Source organism: Oceaniovalibus guishaninsula JLT2003, assembly GCF_000299575.1.
GTDB classification, from domain to species: domain Bacteria; phylum Pseudomonadota; class Alphaproteobacteria; order Rhodobacterales; family Rhodobacteraceae; genus Palleronia; species Palleronia guishaninsula.
Window position 1 is genome coordinate 288,602 of record NZ_AMGO01000021.1, and the last position, 21,195, is coordinate 309,796.

A 21,195-nucleotide genomic window follows, 5' to 3' on the forward strand; every position below is an offset into this window, starting at 1 on the left:
CACTCAGCCCAGCAGCGCGTCCAGCTTGCCGGCGCGGTCCAGCGCCGCCAGATCGTCGTAACCGCCGACATGCCGCCCGTCGATGAAGATCTGCGGCACCGTGCGCCGGCCAGATCGCTGCACCATCGCCTGCTTCTGATCGGCATCGCGCGACACATCGGTTTCGGCGTATCCCGCGCCCTTGGCATCCAGCAGCCGCTTGGCCGCGTGGCAATAGCCGCAGGTGGGGCTGGTATAGATCTCGATGCTGGCCATCTAGCACTCCTTCATTCCTTGCCGACGATCTAGGCGTCCTTCACCACCCGCGCCAGTACGGTCATGTCCACCCGCGCGGCACCCGCCGCAAGACACGCATCGGCGGCGGCGGCCAGCGTCGCGCCCGAGGTCATCACATCGTCCACCAGCAGCACCTCGGCCCCGTTCAGCGCGCGGCCGTGGCGGGGATGGGCCGCGATGGCGTCGCGCAGGTTCTCGAACCGAGCGGCCACGCCGCGCCCGTCCTGCAACGGCGTCCGCCTGCGCCGCACCAGCGCCTGCGGCAGACAGACCAGGCCCTGCGCCCTTGCGATCTCGTGCGACAGGATCGCGGCCTGGTTGTATCTGCGCCGAACCATCCGCGTCCAGTGGATCGGCACCGGCACGACGACCTGACCGGGCCGCAGGGGCGCGACCTTGCGCATCCAGGCGGCGGCCGGGCGGGCGAAATCCAGCCGGTCGCCGTGCTTCAGCCCCAGCACCATCCGCCGCGCCTTGTCGCGATAGATCAGCGCGGCACGTCCCTGCGACCAGGGCCGCGCCATCGCCAGGCAATCGTCGCACGATTCGGCCCGGTCGGACTGGCCCGGCAGGGGCGCGCCGCATCGGTCGCAGCACAGTCCCAGGATGAACGGGGTCTGCCGCCAGCACGGGCCGCACAAGCCGCCCGCATCCTCGACCTGCGCTTCGCACATCACGCATTGATGCGGATAGACGAAATCCAGCACCGTTTGCATTCGCATCCGCGTCTCCTAAATGCGACCCATGCCGACCGCCCCCCGCATGACCGATACCGCCGCGCTGGCCCGCCACCGCGCCCGCAGCGACCCCGCGGCCCTGTTCCTGCACGACGCCGCCGCGCTGGAAATCGAGGAAAGGCTGACAGAGGTTAACAGGTCGTTTACCCGACCCGCTGTTGTGACCGGACACCCCGCCTTCTGGTCCGCGCGTTTCCCGCAGGCCACTATCGTCCCCGACGACGAGGTGCTGGCGCTGACGCCAGGCGCGCATGACCTCGTCATTCATGCGATGGCGCTGCATTGGGCGAACGACCCGGTGGGACAGATCGTCCAGTGCCGCCACGCGCTGCGGCCCGACGGGCTGTTTCTGGGCGCGGCGCTTGGCGGGCAGACCCTGGCCGAACTGCGCGCGGCGCTGGCCGAGGGCGAATCGCGCGTCGCCGGCGGGTTATCGCCGCGCGTCGCCCCGATGGCCGAAATCCGCGATTGGGGCGGTCTGCTGCAACGGGCCGGGATGGCGCTGCCGGTGGCCGACACGCTGCCGCTGACGGCCAGTTACGGCGACATGATGGGCCTGCTGCGCGACCTTCGGGCCATGGGCGAAACCAACGCGATGCAGGATCGCCTGCGCCGCCCGACGCGCCGCGCCGTCTTTGCGGCCGCGTCCGACATCTATGCGCGCGCTTTCCCCGATCCCGACGATCCCGCCCGCATCCGCGCCACGTTCGAGCTGGCCTTCCTGACCGGCTGGGCGCCCTCCGACAGCCAGCAAAAGCCGCTGCGCCCCGGTTCGGCCAAGGCGCGTCTAGCGGATGCCCTGGGCACCCCTGAACGGCCCGCGGGCGATCCTGCGTCGTCCGGTCCGGTTTGACGCGCGGGCGCTGTCGTATATCAGACCCCGATGCGTTCCCTGACGCCGTATTCGGAAAGGCCCCCCATGCTGGATGCAAGATCGACCCACCGCGCCGTCCGGCCCGAGCATGCCCCCGCCGACCATCCGCCGGTCCCGCCCGCGCGCACCGGCGTCCTGCTGGCCAATCTCGGCACGCCGGACGGGCACGATTACTGGTCGATGCGGCGCTATCTGAACGAGTTTCTCAGCGACAAACGGGTCATCGACTATCCCGCCTGGAAATGGCAGCCCCTGCTTCAGGCCGTCATCCTCAGCAAGCGGCCCTTCTCCAGCGGGGCGAACTATCGCCTGATCTGGAACGAGGAGCTGAACGAAAGCCCGCTGCTGACCATCACCAAGGCGCAGACCGCCGCGATCCGCGAGACCCTGGCCGATTGGTATGGCGATGACGTCGTAGTCGATTTCTGCATGCGCTACGGCAATCCCTCGACCGCCTCGAAGGTGCGCCAGATGATCGACGCGGGTTGCCAGCGGATCCTGTTCTTCCCGCTCTATCCGCAATATGCCGGCGCCACGACCGCCACCGCCAACGACCAGTTCTTTCGCGCCCTCACCGCCGAAAAGTGGCAGCCCGCGATCCGTACCGTTCCGGCCTATTTCGACCGCCCCGATTTCATCGACGCGCTGGCGCAGTCGGTCGAACGAAGCTGGGCCGACCAGCCGACGCCGCCCGACCTGCTGGTCGCGTCCTATCACGGAATGCCGCGGCGTTATCTTATGGAGGGCGATCCCTATCATTGCCAGTGCCAGAAGACGACGCGCCTGCTGCGCGAAAGGCTGGGCTGGCCGGCCGACCGCATCGTCACCGCCTTCCAGTCCCGCTTCGGACCCGAGGAATGGCTGAAACCCTATACCGTCGAAGAGGTCGCGCGCTTGGCCGAAAAGGGCGTGAAACGTATCGCCGTCATCGCGCCCGCCTTTTCCGCCGACTGCATCGAGACGCTGGAGGAGATCAACGGCGAGATCCGCGAAAGTTTTGAAGAGGCGGGCGGCGAAAGCTTTACCTATATCCCCTGCCTCAACGACGACGCCGCGCATGTCCGGGCGTTGTGCAACACCATCGCCGACAACCTGTCGGGCTGGGCGGTCAGGGCGGAATCGCAGGCATGAAAAAGGCGGCGGGGCACCGCCACGCCGCCCTTCGCAACTGACCGGATGGGATCAGTCGGTGATGGCAACCGCGGCGATGACGGCCAGCAGCAGCAGCGGGATGACGAAACCGCCCGAAGCGTTGGACGATTCTTCGACGACGACGGTGGGTTCCATCATCGGTTCGGCCATGCCACCCGCAAAGGCACCGGTCGCGGCGACGGAAAGGGCGGCGGCGAGAGCGATCTTCTTCATATTCTTCTCCAGTATTCGCCTGGTGCCTAATGGATCGTGAGGCGGCAGCAGGCACCCAAGACTGTACCTCATGCTGTTGTTAAAGCAGCAACGATCACATTTTGGAAAGCCCCCGATACCGGCGCCGGTTCCAACTCGGAGGTTAATCGTCAAATAAGCAACACCTGCGTTCCCTCGCGGGTCAGGGCGTAAAGCTCGGCGATATGCTCGTTGTAAAGGCCGACGCACCCGTTGGACGACCGCCGCCCGATCTTGCGCGTGTCCTGCGTTCCGTGGATGCGGTAATATTGCCAGGTCAGCCACAGCGCATGAGTGCCCAGTGGATTCTGCGGGCCGGGACCGATGAAGTCCGGCCATTCGGGGTTGCGTTCCTTCATCGCCGGGGTGGGCGACCATGACGGGCCTTCCACCTTCTTGATGATCTCGGTCCGGCCCTTGCGCGTCAGATCGTCGGTCAGCGGAACGGAGGTCGGATAAAGCTTGTAGGTCGATTCGTCCTCGCTCCAGAAATGCAGCGCGCGCGAGGTGATATCGACCAGAACCGCGCCGTTCGTGAGGGTGTCGAAATAGGGCCGCCAGTCGAGCAGCCGAAAGCTGGATGCGTTGCGCCGGTTGTCATCGGCGACACCGGGCACGAATTCGGTCGTGTCCTGCGCCATCTGCGCCAGCGACGGGCCCGCCGCGATCCCGGCCGCGGCAGCGCCGGCGGCCCCCAGAAAACGGCGGCGATTCAGCAAGGTATCTTTCATCCGGCAGGTCCTGCTCTCGATTCTTCTTTTCGCCCCGTTATCCAAGGTCGCCCGACTGCGCAAATCAAACCGGCGTCATGCGGAAGCGTTTGTGCAGCGCATCCATTCTCGCTAAGGCAGCGCGACATCGACATTTCGAGGCAAGGCACAGATGACCCGGTTCGGCATGATAGTTCTGGCGGCGACCGTCGGATTGGCCGGTTGCGCGACCACCACGCCGATCGCACTGGATCCCTCGGGCCGCCCCCTGCCGCAGCGCTATGATATCTCGGCGGCCGATTCGGGCGCTATCGTGCTGCGGATGCAGGACGGGGTTAATGCCGTCCGGCAGGCGGCGGGCGCGCAGCCCGTGGCGCTGAACGCACAACTGAACGCCGCCGCCGCGACCCATTCGCGCGACATGAGCGTGCAGAACCGCCCCTGGCACTTCGGATCCGACGGCTCGTCGCCGCTCGATCGCGTGCGGCGCGTCGGCTATGCGGGCACTCTTTTGGGCGAAAACATCTCGGAAACCTATGAAACCGAGGTCGAGACGCTGGCCGCCTGGATGGCCGATCCGGCCACGCGCGGCGTCGTGCTGGACCCGCAGGCGCGCGAGATGGGGTTCGCCTGGTTTCAGGAACCCAACGGCAAGATCTGGTGGACGCTGCTGACCGGCTACTGACCGACGCGCAGCCCGTCAGGCGTCATGGCGGCGTCGATGCAGGTCCCGCAGGATCCGGTCCAGCCCCTCTATCGGCCCTTTGATCGGAATGCCGGGGGCGACCTCGCGGATCGCAAGCGACGCGACGGGCGCGGCTTCGACGCCGATCTCCGACAGCCATTCGCCCAATTGCGCGGCCGAGCTGATATAGACGATCCGCCCCAGACCCGCCCAGGCATGTGCGGCCGAACACATCGGGCAATGTTCCCCGGACGTATAGACGACGGCCTGACGGCGCTGGTCCGGCGTCAGATTCTGCGCCGCCCAGCGGGCAAGCGCGAATTCGGGATGCCGGGTCGGATCGCCCGTCACCGCGCGATTGCGCGCTTCGTGCAGGACGCGGCCGTCGCCATCGGTCAGCACCGACCCGAAGGGCTCGTCGCCCGCTTCCAGCGCCTCGCGCGCAAGGGCGATACAGCGGTCCAGATGCGGGCGATCCCTGGGGTCCATGTCGACGCTCACGGTCGGATCAGAATCGGCGTTCCGTCCTGCACCATGGCATAGATCTGTTCGATGTCGCGGTCGTCGACCGCGATGCAGCCTGCCGTCCAGTCCTTCGGCATGGTCTTCTTCCAGCTCGGCCCGCGGCCGTGGATGAAAATGTCGCCACCCGGTCGCTTGCCCAGCTCGGACGCAAGCGCACGGTCGAACTCGTTGGGGTAGGAAACGCCGACGGACAGATGGTATTTGCTGGACGGATTGCGGCGGTCGATGAAATACATCCCCTCGGGCGTGCGGCCGTCGCCTTCGTATTGCTTGTGGCCGCTGGGCGCGAAGCCAAGGCCGATATCGTAGGTCTTCAGCACCTCTGCATTATGCAGAAGGTAAAGACGCCGTTCGCTTTTCACGACCAGCAACTGGGTGACTTCGGGGCCGTCGTAACTGCGGAACTTGGAACCGCAGGCCGCCAAGCCCAACATGACCACGAGGAGGAAAAGATTTCGCATTGCCCGACCTTATGCCCGATTCTTTTTTACAAACCGTTACCCGACGCAAGGTCGTCCGCAAAGGCCTGCCGGCCGCAATTTCGGCGGTGCATCATCCTTGCCGTGTCAGACGGGCCACGATCTCGACATGGGAAGACCAGCGGAACTGATCGACGACGCGCACCCAGTCCAGCACGAATCCCGCATCGCAAAGGATCCGGGCGTCGCGCGCGAAGGTAACGGGGTCGCACGATACGGACGCCACCGTCTTAATCGGGGACGCGGCAATCTGGCGCATCTGCGCCTCGGCCCCCGCGCGGGGCGGGTCGATGGAGACGGCGTCGAAGCCGGCAAGCTCGGCCGCCAGCAGCGGACGCCGGAACAGATCGCGCGTCTCGGCCATCAGCGGGCGCATGCCGGGCGCGGTGCGCCAACCGCCCAGCAGCGCGGCGGTCAGATCGGCCGCGCCTTCCACGGCGTGAACCTGCGCTTTCGCGGCCAGCGGCAGCGCGAAGGTTCCGCAACCGGCGAACAGGTCGGCAATCCGCGCCGCATCGCCCAGAGCATGACGCACGGATGCCAGAAGCGCCGCCTCGCCATGGCGGGTGGCCTGAAGGAACGCGCCGGGCGGCGGGACGACGCGGGCGGGACCGAAGGTCTGGAAGGGTGGCCGGCGCAAGGCAACGGTTTCGCCGTCGCAGGTCAGCCGGGCCAGATCCGCGCTTTCGGCCAGAACCGCCAGGTCCGACATGTCTTGTCCCGAGAGATGGCCCGAACCCGTGACAGCCACATCCAGCCCAGCGGGACCGTCGGTGACCGTCAGGGAAACCTCGCCGTCGCGGCCGGTTGTGGCGCGGACGATTTCCTCCAGTATCGGCAGGGCGTCGGCGATGGCGGGGGTGACGACGCGGCAAAGCGGGATGGCGGCGATGCGGTCGGATCTGGCGGCATGGAAGCCAACCACGACGCTGTCGCCTGTTCGTCGCCCCGTCAGCACCGCCCGCCGGCGGGAGGCGGGGGGCGAGGTGGCGATGCCGGTTATCGGGGCCGGAAGGGATCGCGCCGCAAGGGCCTGGCGGACGATCCCGACTTTCCAGGCGGCGACGAACGCGTCCTCGGCATGCATCAGGGAACAGCCGCCGCATTCGGCGTAATGGGGGCAGGGTGGCGTGACCCGACGGGGCGACGGCGACAGAATGACAGGGGCGGTCATCCGCCCGTCCGTCACTTTTCCTTCGACCTTTTCGCCGGGCAGGGCGCGGGGGATGTAGATGGGACCGGGCGCGATGCCGTCGCCGCGATAGCCGAGCCTGTCGATGGTGACGATGCTCACGGTTTCACGTGAAACATATAACGCTCTGTTAACGAACCTTTACCGACCATGACCCCGCCGCGCCCTATTCCGCCGCTTCGCGGTAGTCGAGGAATCCGCCCGATTGCCGGTGCCAATAGCGCGCATAGACGCCATCGGCGGCGAGCAGGTCGTCATGCGTGCCCTGTTCGACGATGCGCCCGTCCTCCATCACCACGATGCGGTCCATGCGGGCGATGGTGGACAGCCGATGCGCGATGGCCAGCACGGTCTTGCCTTCCATCACGCGGTCGAGCGCGGACTGGATCGACGCCTCGACCTCGCTGTCGAGCGCGCTTGTCGCCTCGTCCAGCACCAGCACCGGCGCGTCCTTGAGGATGGCACGCGCGAGGGCGATGCGCTGACGCTGGCCGCCCGACAGCTTGACGCCGCGTTCGCCCAGATGCGCGTCATAGCCCTTCCGCCCCTTGAAATCCTCGAGTTCCTGAATGAAGTCGTGCGCTTCGGCCTTCTTCGCGGCGGCAATCACCTGATCCTCGGTCGCGTCGGGGCGACCGTAAAGGATGTTGTCGCGGGCCGAGCGATTGAACATCGCCGTTTCCTGCGTGACCATGCCGATATGGCGGCGCAGGCTTTCCTGCGTCACGTCGGCGATGTCCTGCCCGGCGATGGTGATGCGGCCCCGTTCGGGATCGTAGAGCCGCAGCAGCAGCGCCACCAGCGTGGACTTGCCCGCGCCCGACGCGCCGACGATGCCCAGCTTTTCGCCCTCTGCGATGGTCAGGTCGATGTCGCTGATGCCGCCGATCCGGCGGCCATAGGCGAAGCTGACGTGATCGAAGGCGACCGGCCCCGCGCCCGCCAGATCGCGCGCGCCCGGCGCATCGGTCAGGGCATGGGGCGGGGTCAGGGTGTTCATGCCATCCTCGACCTCGCCCACGCTGGCATAGATGGACATCAGCGTGAACGACACCCAGCCCGTCATCTGGGCGATCCGCAGCGATATGGCGCCGGCCGCCGCGATGTCGCCCGCGCTGGCCCCGCCCCGCGACCAGAGCCACAAGGTGCCGCCGATCAGCAGCACCGGCAGGATCCCCGCCAGCGTCATCAGCGCGAACCGGAACGAGGTTGAGACGAGGCCGAAGTCGATCACCCGGTCGCGGAACCGCGCGATGGATCCCAGGGCGGCGGCATCCTCGAACTCGGCATGGGCGAACAGTTTCACCGTCTTGATGTTGGTGATCGTGTCCACGACCTGCCCCGACACCATCGCGCGGGCCGAGGCGCGGGCCATCGACCGCGCGCGGATGCGCGGCATGAACCAGCGGATGAGGCCCAGATACCCCCCCAGCCAGATGGCGAGGCCCAGCGCCATCCATACGTCGATGGTTGCCAGAAACACCGCCGATCCAACCAGCGAGGCCAGCGCGAAGAAGCCCACATTGATGGTTTCGGACGCGACATCGGTGATCGCGCGGCTGACCTGCATCTGTTTCTGCGCGATGCGCCCGGCGAAATCGTCGTCGAAGAATGTGACGGACTGGCCCAGCGTCCAGCGATGCAGGCGCGACAGGACCAGCGGATTGACGTTCGGCCCGACCACCAGCGAGTTGGCGGCCGCCGAACTGCCGAACAGGATCGGCCGCACGATCAGGAAGAAGGCGGCGATGCCCAGCAGCATCGGCAGGTTGGCGTCGAAATAGTCGCCGGGCGCGATGCCGGCCACGCTGTCCACCACCGCGCCCAGCAGCAGCGCCGTCGCCACCTCGGCCACGCCCGCCAACGCCGAGATCGCGGCGGCGATGGCCAGCCAGAACCACGACCCTTCCAGCGCCCACCGGAAGAACGCGCTCAGCGTGCGCGGCGGCGGGCCGGGGGCCGGGCGGAAGGCGTCGATCAGATCTGCGAAGCGCCGGATCATCCCGCTTCCTCCGTATGAATGAAGCCGCCCGATTGGCGGGCCCAGAATTGCGCGTATAGCCCGCCCCTGGCCAGCAGCATGGCGTGCGGCCCGTCCTCGACGATGCGGCCGTCGTCGATCACCACGATCCGGTCGAGCTGGGCGATGGTGGACAGGCGGTGCGCGATAGCGATGACGGTCTTGCCCTCCATGACGCCGAACAGGGTCTGCTGGATCGCGGCCTCGACCTCTGAGTCCAGCGCGCTGGTGGCTTCGTCCAGCACGAGGATCGGCGCGTCCTTCAGCATGACGCGCGCCAGCGTGATGCGCTGACGCTGGCCGCCCGACAGCTTGACGCCGCGTTCGCCCACATGCGCGTCATAGCCGCGCCGGCCCTCCAGATCCTCAAGCTCCAGGATGAACTCATGCGCTTCGGCGCGTTTCGCCGCCGCGATCATCTGTGCCTCGGTCGCGTCGGGGCGGCCGTAAAGGATGTTGTCGCGGACCGAGCGGTGCAGCAGCGCGCTGTCCTGGCTGACCATGCCGATGGCGCGGCGCAGGCTGGATTGCGTAACGCCGGCGATGTCCTGTCCGTCGATCAGGATGCGGCCCCGGTCGGGGTCGTAAAAGCGCAGCAGCAGCTTGACCAGCGTGGACTTGCCCGCGCCCGACCGGCCGATGAGGCCGACCTTTTCGCCCGGATGCACGATCAGGTCGATCCCCTCGACCCCGCCGCGGTCGCGGCCGTAGCGGTGGGTCAGCCGGTCGAACCGGACCTCGCCCGCTGTCAGCCGCAGCGGTTTTGCGCCGGGGGCGTCGGTCAGGGCGATGGGCTGGGCGATGGTTTCCATCCCTTCCGCGACGACGCCGAGATTGCGAAAGAAGCTGGACAGCGCCCACATGATCCAGCCGGTCATCGCGTTCAGCCGCAGCGTCAGCGCGGTCGCCGCCGCCACGACGCCGACGCTGGCCGTGCCGGTCATCCAAAGCCAGATGGCCCAGCCGACGACGCCGACGATCAGCAGCCCGTTCAGCAGCACCAGCGACACGTCCATGATGGTGTAAAGCCGCATCTCGGTCTGGAAGGTGGTGCGCGCGCCCTCGATCGCCTCGCGCCCGTAGGCCAGTTCGCGGTCGTGATGGGCGAAAAGTTTCACCGCATGGATGTTGGTATAGCTGTCCACCACCCGCCCCGTCACGGTCGAGCGGGCGTCGGACGCCGCCTTGGACGCCGCCCCGATGCGCCGCATCGTCCAGCGCACCAGGAACGCGTAAAGCCCCAGCCACACCGCCATCGGCACCAGCAGCAGCGGGTCGGCATCGAACAACAGCACCGCCGCGCCGACCAGATAGGCCAGTGCGAAGGTGATGGCGTCGAAGGCCTGGAACACCGCCTCGCCGGCCGCCGGGGGGGTCTGCATGATGCGGTTGGCGATCCGGCCGGCGAAGTCGTTCTCGAACCAGCCGACGGATTGGCGCATGACGTGGCTGTGCGCCCGCCAACGCCACAGCGTCGCATAGTTCGGCATGATCGACTGGTTCAGCAGCGCCACGTTCAGCGCCTGAAGCAGGGGCCGCACGGTCAGGATGGCGACGGCCACCAGGATCAGCTCGGTCCCGTGCAGCGCCCAGACCGTCGCGGGGTCGTCGCCCGACAGCAGATCGACGACGCGGCCCATATAGGCGATCAGCCCGATCTCGACCGCGGCGACCAGAACGGATGTCAGCGCCGTCCAGACGAAGACGCGCCCGAACGGCCGGCTGTAGGCGCGGATGAACGGCCAAAGCTTGCGGGGCGGCGTGTCGTCGACCTCATACGGCGTATAGGGATCGACCAGATTCTCGAACAGGCGGAACATCGGGGGGCTTTCGTTGGCCCGCCTATATAGGGTGGCCGCCGCGCAAGGGAAACCTGCGCGGCGAACGTGTCACGGCTCGATCCGCACCGGGGTGCCCTTGTAGGCGGGCGTTTTCGATTTCAGGTCGTAGCGGTCCAGCGGGATCAGGGGGTTCACCTCGGGGTAATAGGCGGCGATGCAGCGGTTGGGCAGATCGTAGGGCACCACCGTCAGGCCGCCGACGCGCCGGTCGGTGCCGTCGTCCACATCGCAGATCAGCGTGACCTTCTGCCCCTCGGCCAGACCGGCGCGCTTCATGTCGCGGGGGCTGACCAGCACGATCTCGCGCGGGCCCTTCAGCCCCCGCAGGCGGTCCGAAAAGCCATAGACCGTCGTGTTGAACTGATCGTTCGACCGCAGCGTCAGCAGCGTATAGGCATCCGCGCCCGGTTCGCTTTCCAGCGCCGTCATCGTGTCGGGCGCGGTAAAATGCGCGCGGCCGGTATCCGTCTGCCACTTGCGTTCCCGCGCGGCATTGCCCTTGTAGAAACCGCCGGGCGTGAACATGCGGTTGTTGAATTCGCGGAACTTGTCGGGATAAGTCCGCTCGATCAGGTCGCGCACCAGTCCGTAATCGCCGATCCAGTCGTCCCATTTCAACTTGGGGTTCGGATCGAGCGTGGCCTTGGCGATGCCCGCGACGATGGCGGGTTCCGACAGCAGGTCGGGGCTGGCCGGTTCGCGCTTGCCGACCGATCCGTGGATGTGGCTCAGGCTGTCCTCCATCGTCACGGCCTGCCGTCCGGTGGCCTGCATGTCCTCCTCCGACCGCACGAGACAGGGCAGCAGCCATGCGCCATCGCCCACCAGCAGGTGCGAGCGGTTGAGCTTGGTCGCGATCTGCACGTTCAGATCCAGCCGGGACCAGCCCGGATCGGTGCGCGAATGGTCGGGAATGGCGCGGGCGAAGTTGCCGCCCAGACTGACGAACCCCTTGACGGTGCCGTCCGCCACGCCCTTTGCGGCCTCGACCGTGGTCATGCCGGTATCGCGCGGCGGTTCGAACCCGAACAATTCGGCCAGCTTGTCCAGCGGCACCAGCTTGGGCTTTTCGGATATGCCGACGGTGCGCTGGCCTTGCACGTTAGAATGGCCGCGCACCGGGCTGATGCCAGTCCCCTCGCGGCCGATATTGCCGCGCAGCAGCAGCAGGTTGACCAGCATAGCAATACTTTGCGACCCGTGGACATGCTGCGTCAGGCCCATGCCGTAGATGCCGATGACCTTCTTCGCGCCGATATATGCCTCGGCCACATCGCGCAGGTCGTCCTGCCGCAGACCCGACGCCGCCTCGATCTCGTCCCAGCCGGTGGCGTGCATCTTCGCCGCGAAGTCATCAAAGCGGTCGGTATGTTCGTCGATGAAGGCGCGGTCCAGCACGCCGCCGTAAAGCTGTTCGGCCTCCAGCACATGCTTGCACATGCCGGTCAGCGCGGCGATGTCGCCGCCCGGCCGCACCTGAAGATAGCGTTCGGAGATCTGCGTGGCCTTGCCCACCGTCATCTGCCACGGGCTTTGCGGATCCGCGAACTCGATCAGGCCACGTTCGCGCACGGGGTTCAGGGTGAAGATCCGGCACCCGCGTTCGACCGCATCCTGCAAGGGATGCAGGAAGCGGGGCGAATTGGTGCCGGTATTCTGGCCCAGGAACAGGATCATGTCGCAATGGTCGAAGTCGGACAGGATGCAGGTGCCGACCGGCGACCCGATCACGTCCTTCAGACCCACGCTGGTCGTTTCGTGGCACATGTTGGAACTGTCGGGCAGGTTGTTGTGCCCGTAAAGCCGCGCGAACAGCGCATAAAGATAGGACGTTTCCAGACTGGCGCGGCCAGACGTATAGAACACCGTCGATTTCGGATCGAGCCCGCGAAGCGCGGCACCGATCCCGGCGAACGCCTCGTCCCAAGCGCAAGGCACATAACGGTCGGTCGCCGCGTCGTAACGCATCGGATGGGTCAACCGCCCCGCGCGTTCCAGCTGGTGATCGCTGAGCTTCATCAGGTCGGTCACGGAATGTTCGGCGAAAAACTCGGGCGTGCAGCGCGCCTGCGTCAGATCCCACAGCGTCGCCTTGGCGCCATTCTCGCAGAATTCGAACACATGGGGCTTGGCGGGCTTGGTCCAGGCGCAGGACGTGCACATGTGTCCGCCCGGCTTATTCTGGCGGCGCAGGGTTTCCAGCGCGGCCGGCGACGGATCGTCCTCGCCCCAGATGCTGGCTATGCCCTTGACCGAGCCCCATCCGCCCGCCGGCGCGTCGTAATGCGGGGTGTCGTCTTCGTCGTAATCCATGGCGGTGCCCCTTCTGTCGGTTCAATCGAACAAGAGGCGGGCGGACGCGGTTCCGCCCCGCGACGCCGAGGCTTGAGGCCGCCGCGCGGCAATGGTCAGATGCGCCGACCGCAGACCGGGGGGATCCGATGGCCAATCCACTCTACGATGCGCTGATCGCCCCGCGCAGGCGGGCGCAGACGCCGTTCCTACACCTGCCGGACGGCAGCACGGTTAGTCATGCCGCCTTTGCCGACCGCGCCGCGATGCTGGCCGGCGCGCTGGAGAAGATGGGCCTCGCACCCGGCGACCGCGTGGCGATGCAGGTCGGGAAATCGGCGGATGCGTTGGCGCTTTACGTCGCGTGCCTGTCGGCCGGGGCGGTGCTGCTGCCGCTGAACACCGCCTATACGCCGAAGGAAGTCGCCTATTTCGTGCAGGATTCCGGCGCGCGCATGCTGGTCTGCTCGCCAGACGATGCCGAGGCGCTGCGCGCGGTGGCGGACAAGGCGGGTGCCACGCTGACGACGCTGGATGCGCTGGTGCAGGCCGCGAAGACCGCCGTGCCGTGCCTGCCCGTCCCGCGCGAGGGCGGCGATCTGGCGGCGATCCTCTATACTTCGGGCACGACAGGGCGATCCAAGGGCGCGATGCTGAGCCACGACAACCTGCTGTCGAACGCCCGCACGCTGGCGGACCTGTGGCGCTTTACCGCGGACGATGTGCTGATCCATGCGCTGCCGATCTTTCACACGCACGGTCTGTTCGTCGCAACTAACATCGCGCTGCTGACCGGCGGCGCGATGGTGTTCCTGCCCAGGTTCGATGCGGACGCGGTGGTGGATGCCATGCCGCGCGCCACGGCGATGGTGGGCGTGCCCACCTTCTATACGCGGCTGCTGGATCATCCGGGGCTGGCCGATGCCGCGCGGACCATGCGGCTGTTCGTCAGCGGGTCGGCCCCGCTGCTGGAGGAAACGCACCGCCGGTTCCGGGCCGTGACCGGGCACGCGATCCTGGAACGCTATGGCATGACCGAGACGAACATGAACACCTCCAATCCCTATGAGGGCGAGCGTCGTGCCGGCACTGTCGGCCTGCCGCTGCCGGGCGTCGATCTGCGCATCTGCCGCCCCGGAACGGACGAGGTTCTGCCGCAGGGCGAGATCGGCGTGGTCGAGGTGCGCGGTCCGAACGTCTTTCTGGGCTATTGGGGAATGCCCGAAAAGACCGCCGCCGAACTGCGCGCCGACGGCTGGTTCATCACCGGCGATCTGGGCGTCGTCGGGCCGGACGGCTATGTCACCATCGTCGGGCGGGACAAGGATCTGATCATCTCGGGCGGGCTTAACATCTATCCGCGCGAGGTGGAACAGGCCATCGACGCGCAGCCCGGCGTGGCGGAATCGGCCGTGATCGGCGTGCCGCATCCCGATCTGGGCGAAGCGCCCGTGGCGGTGATCGTGGCCGAACCGGGGGCGGCGCCCGACCTGGATGCCATCGCCGCGGCGATGGGCAACGGGCTGGCGCGCTTCAAGCAGCCGCGACGCTATCTGCTGGCGGACGCCCTGCCGCGCAATGCGATGGGCAAGGTGCAAAAGGCCGCCCTGCGCGCGCAATGGAAGGAGCTTTTCGCATGATCCCCATTTTCGACGGCCACAACGACGTGCTGTCGCGCCTGGCGCAATCGGATGCCGCCGACCCGGTCGCGGGCTTCATCGACGGCGACGACGGCGCCATCGACGCGTCCAAGGCGCGCCGGGGCGGGCTGGCCGGCGGGTTCTTCGCGATGTGGGTGCCGACCGAAGGCGCGCCCGACTACAGCGCGGCGATGCGGCACCCGCCCTATGACGTGCCGCTGCCCGCCCCCGTCGCCGAGGTGGAGGCGATCCGCACCGTCACCCGGCAGGCCGCGATCCTGCTGGATCTGGAACGCCGCGGCGCGCTGCGGATCTGCCGCGACATCGCCGCCCTGCGCGATTGCATCGACACCGGCACGCTGGCCGCGATCCTGCATCTGGAAGGCGCCGAGGCGATCGGCGCGGATCTGCATATGCTGGATTTGCTCTACGCTGCCGGTCTGCGCTCGCTCGGTCCTGTATGGTCGCGGTCCACGATCTTCGGCGAAGGCGTGCCGTTCCGCTATCCGTCCGACGGCGAGATCGGCGCGGGACTGACGGCGGCGGGGCGCACGCTGGTGCGGCGTTGCGACAGGCTGGGCGTCATGGTGGATTTGTCGCATCTGAACGCGGCTGGTATTCGCGACGTGGCCGAGATCAGCAGTCGGCCGCTGGTCGCCACCCATTCCAATGCCCACGCCGTCAGCCCCCATTCGCGCAACCTGACCGACGCGCAACTCGACCTGATCGCCCGGAGCGACGGGTTGGTGGGGCTGAACTTCGCCGTGTCGTTCCTGCGGCCCGACGGGCGCAAGGACACGGACGTGCCGATGGCGGTGCTGCTGGATCACCTCGACCACCTGATCGCGCGGCTGGGCGAGGATCGCGTCGGGCTGGGGTCGGACTTCGACGGCGCGCTGGTGCCGCGCGAACTGGCCGGGGCGGACCGGCTGGACGTGCTGCGGGACGCGATGGCCGTGCGCGGCTATGACGGCGACCGGATCGCGAAGATCTGCCATCGCAACTGGTTGCGGGTGCTGGACCTCAGCTGGCGGCCGGCCCGGTGAAGCGGGGCATCAACCGCAGCAATTCGCGCGTATAGGGATGTTCGGGCGCCTCGAACAGCGCTTCGGTTTCCGCCACCTCGACCAGACGGCCCGCGCGCAGCACGCCCACGCGGTCGCACATCTGCCGCACCACGGGCAGGTCGTGGCTGATGAACAGCATCGTCAGGTTCAGGTTTTCCTGGAGATCCTTCAGGATGTTGAGGATCTGCGCCTGAACCGACACGTCCAGGGCACTTGTCGGTTCGTCGCAGATCAGGAAGCGGGGGCGCGTCGCCAGCGCCCGCGCGATTGAGATGCGCTGCCGCTGGCCACCCGAAAATTCGTGCGGATAGCGCCGCCCGGCCGCGCGGCCCAGTCCCACCCCTTCCAGCAGCGCATCGACGCGGCGGCGAATCTCGGTCCCGTTCATGTCCGACAGATGGTGCAGGGGTTCGGCCACGATGGCATCGACGCGCATCCGGGGATTCAGACTGCTGAACGGATCCTGAAAGATCATCTGAATCTGGCGGCGATAGGCGTTCAGCACCGGGCCGGGCGCGTCCCGCCCAACCGCCTGCCCGTCGAACGTCACGCGGCCCGCATCCAGCGGATAGAGAGCCGCGATCATCCGCGCGACGGTGGACTTGCCGCTGCCGGATTCGCCGACGAGGCCGAATACCTCGCCCGCCGCGATGTCGAAGCTTACGTTATCGACGGCGGTGAAATATTGCCGGCGCGAGGGCAGGAGGCTGGCCTTCTGCACGAACCGCTTGGTCAGCCCCTCGACCCGCAGCAGCGGCCCTTCGGTCGCGGGCGCGGTCCAGCCGCCGGACAGTTCCGCCACATCGACCTGCGGCAGACCGCCGCCATAGGCGATCAGCGGGAAACGGCGCATCTTCACGTCGGGGCGCGGCACGGCGGCGATCAGCGCGCGGGTATAGGGATGCTCGGGCGCGCGCAGCACGCGGTCGGTCGGCCCCGTCTCGACCACGCGGCCCCTATACATCACCGTCACCGCATCCGTCACCTCGGCGATGACGCCCATGTCGTGGGTGATGAGGATGACGCCGACCTGACGTTCGCGGGCGAGTTCACGGATCAGGTCGAGGATCTGCGCCTGGATCGACACGTCGAGCGCGGTCGTAGGCTCGTCGGCGATGATCACGTCGGGGTCGGAACACAGCGCCAGCGCGATCACCACCCGCTGCCGCATCCCGCCCGAAAACTGGTGGGGATACTGGTCGAACCGCGTGTCGGGGTCGTCGATGCCCACGCGCGTCAGCAGGGCTTTGGCGCGGCGCGCGGCCTCGTCCTCGGGCAGGTCCAGATGGAAGCGCATCGTCTCGACGATCTGTTGGCCCACGGTCAGCAGCGGGTTCAGCGCGGTCAGCGGATCCTGGAAGATCATGCTGATCTTCGATCCGCGCAGGCCCCGCATCGCCGCCCGGTCCAGTCCGCCGATCGCCCGGTTGCGCAGGCGGATCGTGCCGCCGGTAATGCCGCCCGGCGGGTCGATCAGCCCCATGATCGCGGCGCCGACGGTCGATTTGCCCGCCCCCGATTCGCCGACCAGCCCGTGAATCTGCCCCGGCGCGACGGTCAGCCAAGCATCCTCGACCGCCTGCACGGTGCCGCGCCGGGTGGGATAGGCGACCGACAGATCCTCGATGGATAGAAGGCTCATCTCAGCCTCGGATTCAGGGCGTCGCGCAACCAGTCGCCCAGCAGGTTCACCGCCAGCGCCAGCACCAGGAGCGTCAGCGCCGGAAAGGCCAGGATCCACCATTCGCCCGAGAACAGATAGCCCTGACCGATGCGGATCAGCGTCCCCAGGCTGGGCTGCGTGGGCGGCGCGCCGACACCGAGGAACGACAGGGTTGCCTCAGCAATGATCGCCAGCGCGAGGCTGATCGTGGCGATGACCAGCACCGGCGACAGCACGTTGGGCAGGATGTGGCGCAGCATGATCGCGCCGCCCGACCGCCCGATCAACTGCGCGGCCTGCACGTATTCCTTGCCGCGCTCCACCATCGTCGCGGATCGCACGACGCGCGCGAACTGCACCCAGTCCGACAGGCCGATCGCCAGGATCAGCACCCAGATCGCCACCTGATCGCGGAACTGCACGGGGATGATGCCCTTGGCCAGCCCGAAGATCAGCATCGCCACCAAGATTGCGGGAAAGGTCAGTTGCACGTCGGCGATCCGCATGATGACCGCGTCCAGCACGCCGCCCGCATAGCCCGCGACAAGGCCCAGCGCGATGCCGATCAGCATCGCCAGCGCCACTGCCGACACCCCCACGAACAGCGAGACGCGCATGCCGTAAAGGATGGTCGAAAACACGTCGCGGCCCTGATCGTCGGTGCCCAGCAGGAAGGTGTCGCCGGTGAACGCGTTGGGTTCCAGCGGCGGCGTGAACCCGTTGAGCAGGTTCAGCGTGCCCGGATCGAAGGGATCGTGCGGCGCCACCCAGGGCGCCAGCACCGCCCCCAGCACCAGCAGCAGCACCAGCCCGGCCGAGATCAGCGCCGTGGGCGAGTGGCGGAACGACCAGGCCAGATCGCTGTCCCAGGCGCGGCCGAGACGACCGCGCGGGCCGGCCAGCGCCTCGGCCGAGGTTTCGCGGGGGGCATCCGGCGCGCCGATGTCCTGCGCGCCGGGGGTCGCGTCCTCGGGGCGGGTGTCGATCATGCGTCCCTCACTTCGTGCGCAGGCGGGGGTCGATGGCGACATAAAGCAGATCGACGGCCAGGTTGATCGCCACGAACATCACCGCGACCAGCATCAGATAGGCGCCCATCACCGGAATATCGACGAATTGCACCGCGTTGATGAACAGCAGCCCGACGCCCGGCCACTGGAACACCGTTTCGGTGATGATGGCGAAGGCGATGATCGCGCCCAGTTGCAGCCCCGTGACGGTGATGACCGGCACCAGCGTGTTCTTCAGCGCGTGGCGGAAATTGATGGTGCGTTCGGGCAGGCCGCGGGCGCGGGCGAAGCGGATATAGTCCTGGCGCAGCACCTCCATCATCTCGGACCGGACCAGCCGCATGATCAGCGTCATCTGATAAAGGCCCAGCGTGATCGCGGGCAGGATCAGCGCCTTGAGCCCCGATTCCGTAAGGAACCCGGTTGTCCAGAACCCGAGGCGCACCGTATCGCCGCGCCCGAAGGACGGCAGCCAGCCCAGTTCGACCGAAAAGAGATAGATCAGCAGGATCCCGATCAGGAAGGTCGGCAGCGACACGCCGATCAGGCTGGCCGCCATGACCAGGCTGGCGCCCCACCCGTCGCGGCGGATGGCGGTCAGGATCCCCAGCAGGATGCCGAATCCGATGGCCAGCGCCCCCGATACCGCCGCCAGTTCCAGCGTCGCGGGCGCGCGTTCCAGCAAAATCTCGGCCACGGGGCGGCCCTGACGATAGGAGATGCCGAAATCGCCCTGCACGGCGTTTTGCAGAAACCGCCAGTATTGCACCGCGAAGGACCGGTCGAGGCCCAGCGCCTCGCGCAGGCGCTCCACATCGGTCGCGGTGCGTTCCTGCCCCAGCATCGATTCGACCGGATCGCCGACGAAGCGGAACATGGCGAAGGCCACCAGCCCCACCACCATGAGGACCAGCAGCGATTGCAGAAGGCGCCGGACGATATAGGCGATCATCGGTTGTGCGTTCCGCCCCCTGCAAAGCCGCGCGACAGGCGACAGGGTCGTAACCCGCCGCGCGCGTTCGGGTTCATCGGTCGCGTCAGTTCAGCCGGAAGGTCTTGAACTTCGGCGCGTCCTCGGGATCGACCTCGGCCACGACGCTGTCTTTCAGGCCCCAGTTCAGCACCTGATTGTGCAGCGGCAGATACAGCACCTCGTCCTGCACCCGGTCCCAAATTTCCCGAATGGCGGCGTCCCGCGCCTCGATATCGGTGTTCGAGGCCAGCGACTCGATCTTCGCGTCAAGCTCGGGGTCGGAAAAGCCGGTGGCGTTCCACGAACCGTAATCGCCATCGCGCGAATGGACCAGGAAGTTGAAGATATATTCGCTGTCGAAGGTCGGCACGCCCCAGCCGACCATGTAGAAATCGGTTTCGCCGTTGCCGCTGGTGATCAGCGGGAAATACTGCGCCTTGGGCTTCGCATCCAGGTTCACGTCGATCCCGATCTGCGCCATCATCCCGACAACGGCCTGACAGATCGCCTCGTCGTTGACATAGCGGTCGTTCGGGCAATCGAGCCGGATGCTGAACCCGTCGCCATAGCCGGCCTGCTCCATCAGGGCGCGGGCATCCTCGATGGTGCCTTCGGGCAGCTTGTCCAGCTCCTCGGTCCAGCCGTTGACCAGGGGCGGCGCGATGACGCCGCTGGGGACGGACTGGTCGCGCATGACGACCTGACGGATGGCATCGCGGTTGATGGCAAGGTTCATCGCCTGACGAACCTCCTTGCTGGCCAGGGGATTCCTGCCGTCGATATTGTCGCTGGCGATGTCCTCGGCGCCGCTTTGCAGTCCGAAGAAGATCGAGCGGTTCTGCGGACGGCTGCGCACCTCGAGCCCGGCGGTCTGGCCGACGCGGCCCAGATCCTGCACCGGCACGTCCTGAATGAAATCGACCTCGCCTGATAGCAGCGCCGCGACACGGGTGGCGGCGTTCTGGATCGGCGTGTATTCGATCCGCGTCACCTCCAGCGGGTATTCGTCCTTGCCCCAGTAATCCTCGTTCACCTCCAGCACGGTGCGGACGTCGGGTTCGCGGCTGACCAGCTTGTAGGGGCCGGTGCCATTGGCGTTCTTGGCGGCAAACGTATCCTCGCCCGCGGCGTAATCCTGCACCTCGGTCGCATTGTTCGCCTCGGCCCATTGCTGATCCATCATGAACAGATTGGTCAGGTTGGCGGGCATGATCGGGTTCGGGCCGTCCGTCTCGATCTCCAGCGTCAGGTCGTCGGGCGCGCGGACTTCCTTGATCGAGGCCAGCAGCTCCTTGAAATTGCTGTTCGGACCCCGCGCCCGGTCGAGGCTGAACTTGGCGTCGGACGCCGTAAAGTCGGCGCCGTCGTGAAACTTCACCCCTTCGCGCAGCTTGAAGATCCAGACGTTCGGATCGTCGTCGCTGACCGCCCATTCGGTCGCCAGCGCCGGGACGATCTCGGCGTTCTGGTCTCGGATGACCAGCGGCTCCATGATCTGATGCGACAGCGTGACGGTCGGATTCTCGTTCTGGGCGTGCGGATCCAGCGTCAGGGCATCGCCCGCCCGCGCCCAACGCAGCGTTTCTGCGCCGGCGGGAATGGCCGTCCCGGCCAGCAGCAGGGCGGTCAATCCGATGGCTGCGGCCTTGCGGTGTGTCGTCGGCATGTCGGTGGCTCCGTCTGGTACCGTGGGAAAATATGGCTTCACGACTACCTGTGCCGCGGATCCGGCCGGGTCAATGGCCCCGGCGCATGATCGGGACGCGCATCCCGGCGCCGATGCCAATTGCGGACGCCCATCCCGAAGCCCGGGGCGGTCGCGGAACGT

General features: G+C 67.2%; 19 protein-coding genes. 5 read left to right on the forward strand and 14 right to left on the reverse strand.

All coding sequences use genetic code 11. The features are described from left to right. Positions 1-3: 3 nt before the first annotated feature. Both grxC and OCGS_RS07420 read right to left on the reverse strand, forming a co-directional pair. Positions 4-255 (reverse strand): glutaredoxin 3, encoded by a 252-nt coding sequence (grxC, locus tag OCGS_RS07415; RefSeq protein ID WP_007426621.1) that lies wholly within the window; start codon positions 253-255, stop codon positions 4-6. A gap of 29 nt (positions 256-284) precedes the next feature. Then, entirely contained in the window at positions 285-998 is a 714-nt protein-coding gene (locus OCGS_RS07420; protein ID WP_040610666.1) for a ComF family protein, read from the reverse strand. 22 nt (positions 999-1,020) lie between these two features. On the opposite strand from OCGS_RS07420, the gene OCGS_RS07425 reads away from it, so the two are divergent. After that, on the forward strand, positions 1,021-1,866 hold the full coding sequence (locus tag OCGS_RS07425; protein WP_007426623.1) for a methyltransferase domain-containing protein: 846 nt from the start codon (positions 1,021-1,023) through the stop codon (positions 1,864-1,866). A 66-nt stretch (positions 1,867-1,932) separates the two neighbouring features. Continuing rightward, on the forward strand, positions 1,933-3,018 hold the full coding sequence (gene hemH, locus OCGS_RS07430; protein ID WP_007426624.1) for a ferrochelatase: 1,086 nt from the start codon (positions 1,933-1,935) through the stop codon (positions 3,016-3,018). Positions 3,019-3,069: 51 nt separating this feature from the next. On the opposite strand, the gene OCGS_RS07435 is transcribed toward hemH, so the two are convergent. Continuing rightward, entirely contained in the window at positions 3,070-3,252 is a 183-nt protein-coding gene (locus OCGS_RS07435; RefSeq protein WP_007426625.1) for a hypothetical protein, read from the reverse strand. A gap of 149 nt (positions 3,253-3,401) precedes the next feature. Next, positions 3,402-4,001, reverse strand: coding sequence for a L,D-transpeptidase (locus OCGS_RS07440; RefSeq protein ID WP_007426626.1), 600 nt, complete (start codon positions 3,999-4,001; stop codon positions 3,402-3,404). A gap of 151 nt (positions 4,002-4,152) precedes the next feature. Between OCGS_RS07440 and dalA the strand changes: the two genes are divergently transcribed. Next, the gene (gene dalA, locus OCGS_RS07445; protein ID WP_007426627.1) at positions 4,153-4,665 is read left to right on the forward strand and encodes a divisome-associated lipoprotein DalA; all 513 of its coding nucleotides are present in this window, start codon (positions 4,153-4,155) and stop codon (positions 4,663-4,665) included. Positions 4,666-4,680: 15 nt separating this feature from the next. On the opposite strand, the gene OCGS_RS07450 is transcribed toward dalA, so the two are convergent. From OCGS_RS07450 to OCGS_RS07475, 6 genes are all read right to left on the reverse strand, one after another. Then, positions 4,681-5,166: a nucleoside deaminase gene (locus tag OCGS_RS07450; protein WP_202948657.1), complete on the reverse strand. Its 486-nt coding sequence runs from the start codon at positions 5,164-5,166 to the stop codon at positions 4,681-4,683. After that, complete coding sequence (locus OCGS_RS07455) at positions 5,163-5,651, reverse strand: L,D-transpeptidase family protein (RefSeq protein ID WP_040610667.1); 489 nt, start codon at positions 5,649-5,651, stop codon at positions 5,163-5,165. The genes OCGS_RS07450 and OCGS_RS07455 overlap by 4 nt, the downstream gene beginning before the upstream one ends. A 91-nt stretch (positions 5,652-5,742) precedes the next feature. Next, a complete protein-coding gene (locus OCGS_RS07460) occupies positions 5,743-6,963 on the reverse strand; it encodes a class I SAM-dependent RNA methyltransferase (RefSeq protein ID WP_007426630.1) in 1,221 nt (406 codons plus the stop codon). 64 nt (positions 6,964-7,027) lie between these two features. Beyond that, entirely contained in the window at positions 7,028-8,863 is a 1,836-nt protein-coding gene (locus OCGS_RS07465) for an ABC transporter ATP-binding protein (protein ID WP_007426631.1), read from the reverse strand. Further along, positions 8,860-10,701 carry an ABC transporter ATP-binding protein gene (locus tag OCGS_RS07470; RefSeq protein ID WP_007426632.1) on the reverse strand — a complete coding sequence of 614 codons (1,842 nt, stop codon included), beginning with the start codon at positions 10,699-10,701 and terminating at the stop codon, positions 8,860-8,862. The genes OCGS_RS07465 and OCGS_RS07470 overlap by 4 nt, the downstream gene beginning before the upstream one ends. Positions 10,702-10,770: 69 nt before the next feature. Beyond that, the gene (locus OCGS_RS07475; RefSeq protein ID WP_007426633.1) at positions 10,771-13,035 is read right to left on the reverse strand and encodes an FdhF/YdeP family oxidoreductase; all 2,265 of its coding nucleotides are present in this window, start codon (positions 13,033-13,035) and stop codon (positions 10,771-10,773) included. A gap of 128 nt (positions 13,036-13,163) precedes the next feature. On the opposite strand from OCGS_RS07475, the gene OCGS_RS07480 reads away from it, so the two are divergent. After that, positions 13,164-14,654: a malonate--CoA ligase gene (locus OCGS_RS07480; RefSeq protein ID WP_007426634.1), complete on the forward strand. Its 1,491-nt coding sequence runs from the start codon at positions 13,164-13,166 to the stop codon at positions 14,652-14,654. Continuing rightward, positions 14,651-15,700 (forward strand): dipeptidase, encoded by a 1,050-nt coding sequence (locus OCGS_RS07485; protein ID WP_007426635.1) that lies wholly within the window; start codon positions 14,651-14,653, stop codon positions 15,698-15,700. The genes OCGS_RS07480 and OCGS_RS07485 overlap by 4 nt, the downstream gene beginning before the upstream one ends. Here OCGS_RS07485 and OCGS_RS07490 read toward each other — a convergent pair. The 4 genes from OCGS_RS07490 to OCGS_RS07505 all read right to left on the reverse strand — a co-directional run bounded on the left by OCGS_RS07490 (position 15,678) and on the right by OCGS_RS07505 (position 21,033). Next, on the reverse strand, positions 15,678-17,363 hold the full coding sequence (locus OCGS_RS07490) for a dipeptide ABC transporter ATP-binding protein (protein ID WP_007426636.1): 1,686 nt from the start codon (positions 17,361-17,363) through the stop codon (positions 15,678-15,680). The two genes, OCGS_RS07485 and OCGS_RS07490, sit on opposite strands and share 23 nt — an antisense overlap. Then, entirely contained in the window at positions 17,360-18,373 is a 1,014-nt protein-coding gene (locus OCGS_RS07495) for an ABC transporter permease (RefSeq protein WP_007426637.1), read from the reverse strand. Before OCGS_RS07495 ends, OCGS_RS07490 begins: the two co-directional genes overlap by 4 nt. A gap of 7 nt (positions 18,374-18,380) precedes the next feature. Then, complete coding sequence (locus OCGS_RS07500) at positions 18,381-19,346, reverse strand: ABC transporter permease (protein WP_007426638.1); 966 nt, start codon at positions 19,344-19,346, stop codon at positions 18,381-18,383. A gap of 85 nt (positions 19,347-19,431) precedes the next feature. After that, the gene (locus tag OCGS_RS07505) at positions 19,432-21,033 is read right to left on the reverse strand and encodes an ABC transporter substrate-binding protein (protein WP_007426639.1); all 1,602 of its coding nucleotides are present in this window, start codon (positions 21,031-21,033) and stop codon (positions 19,432-19,434) included. Positions 21,034-21,195 lie beyond the last annotated feature (162 nt).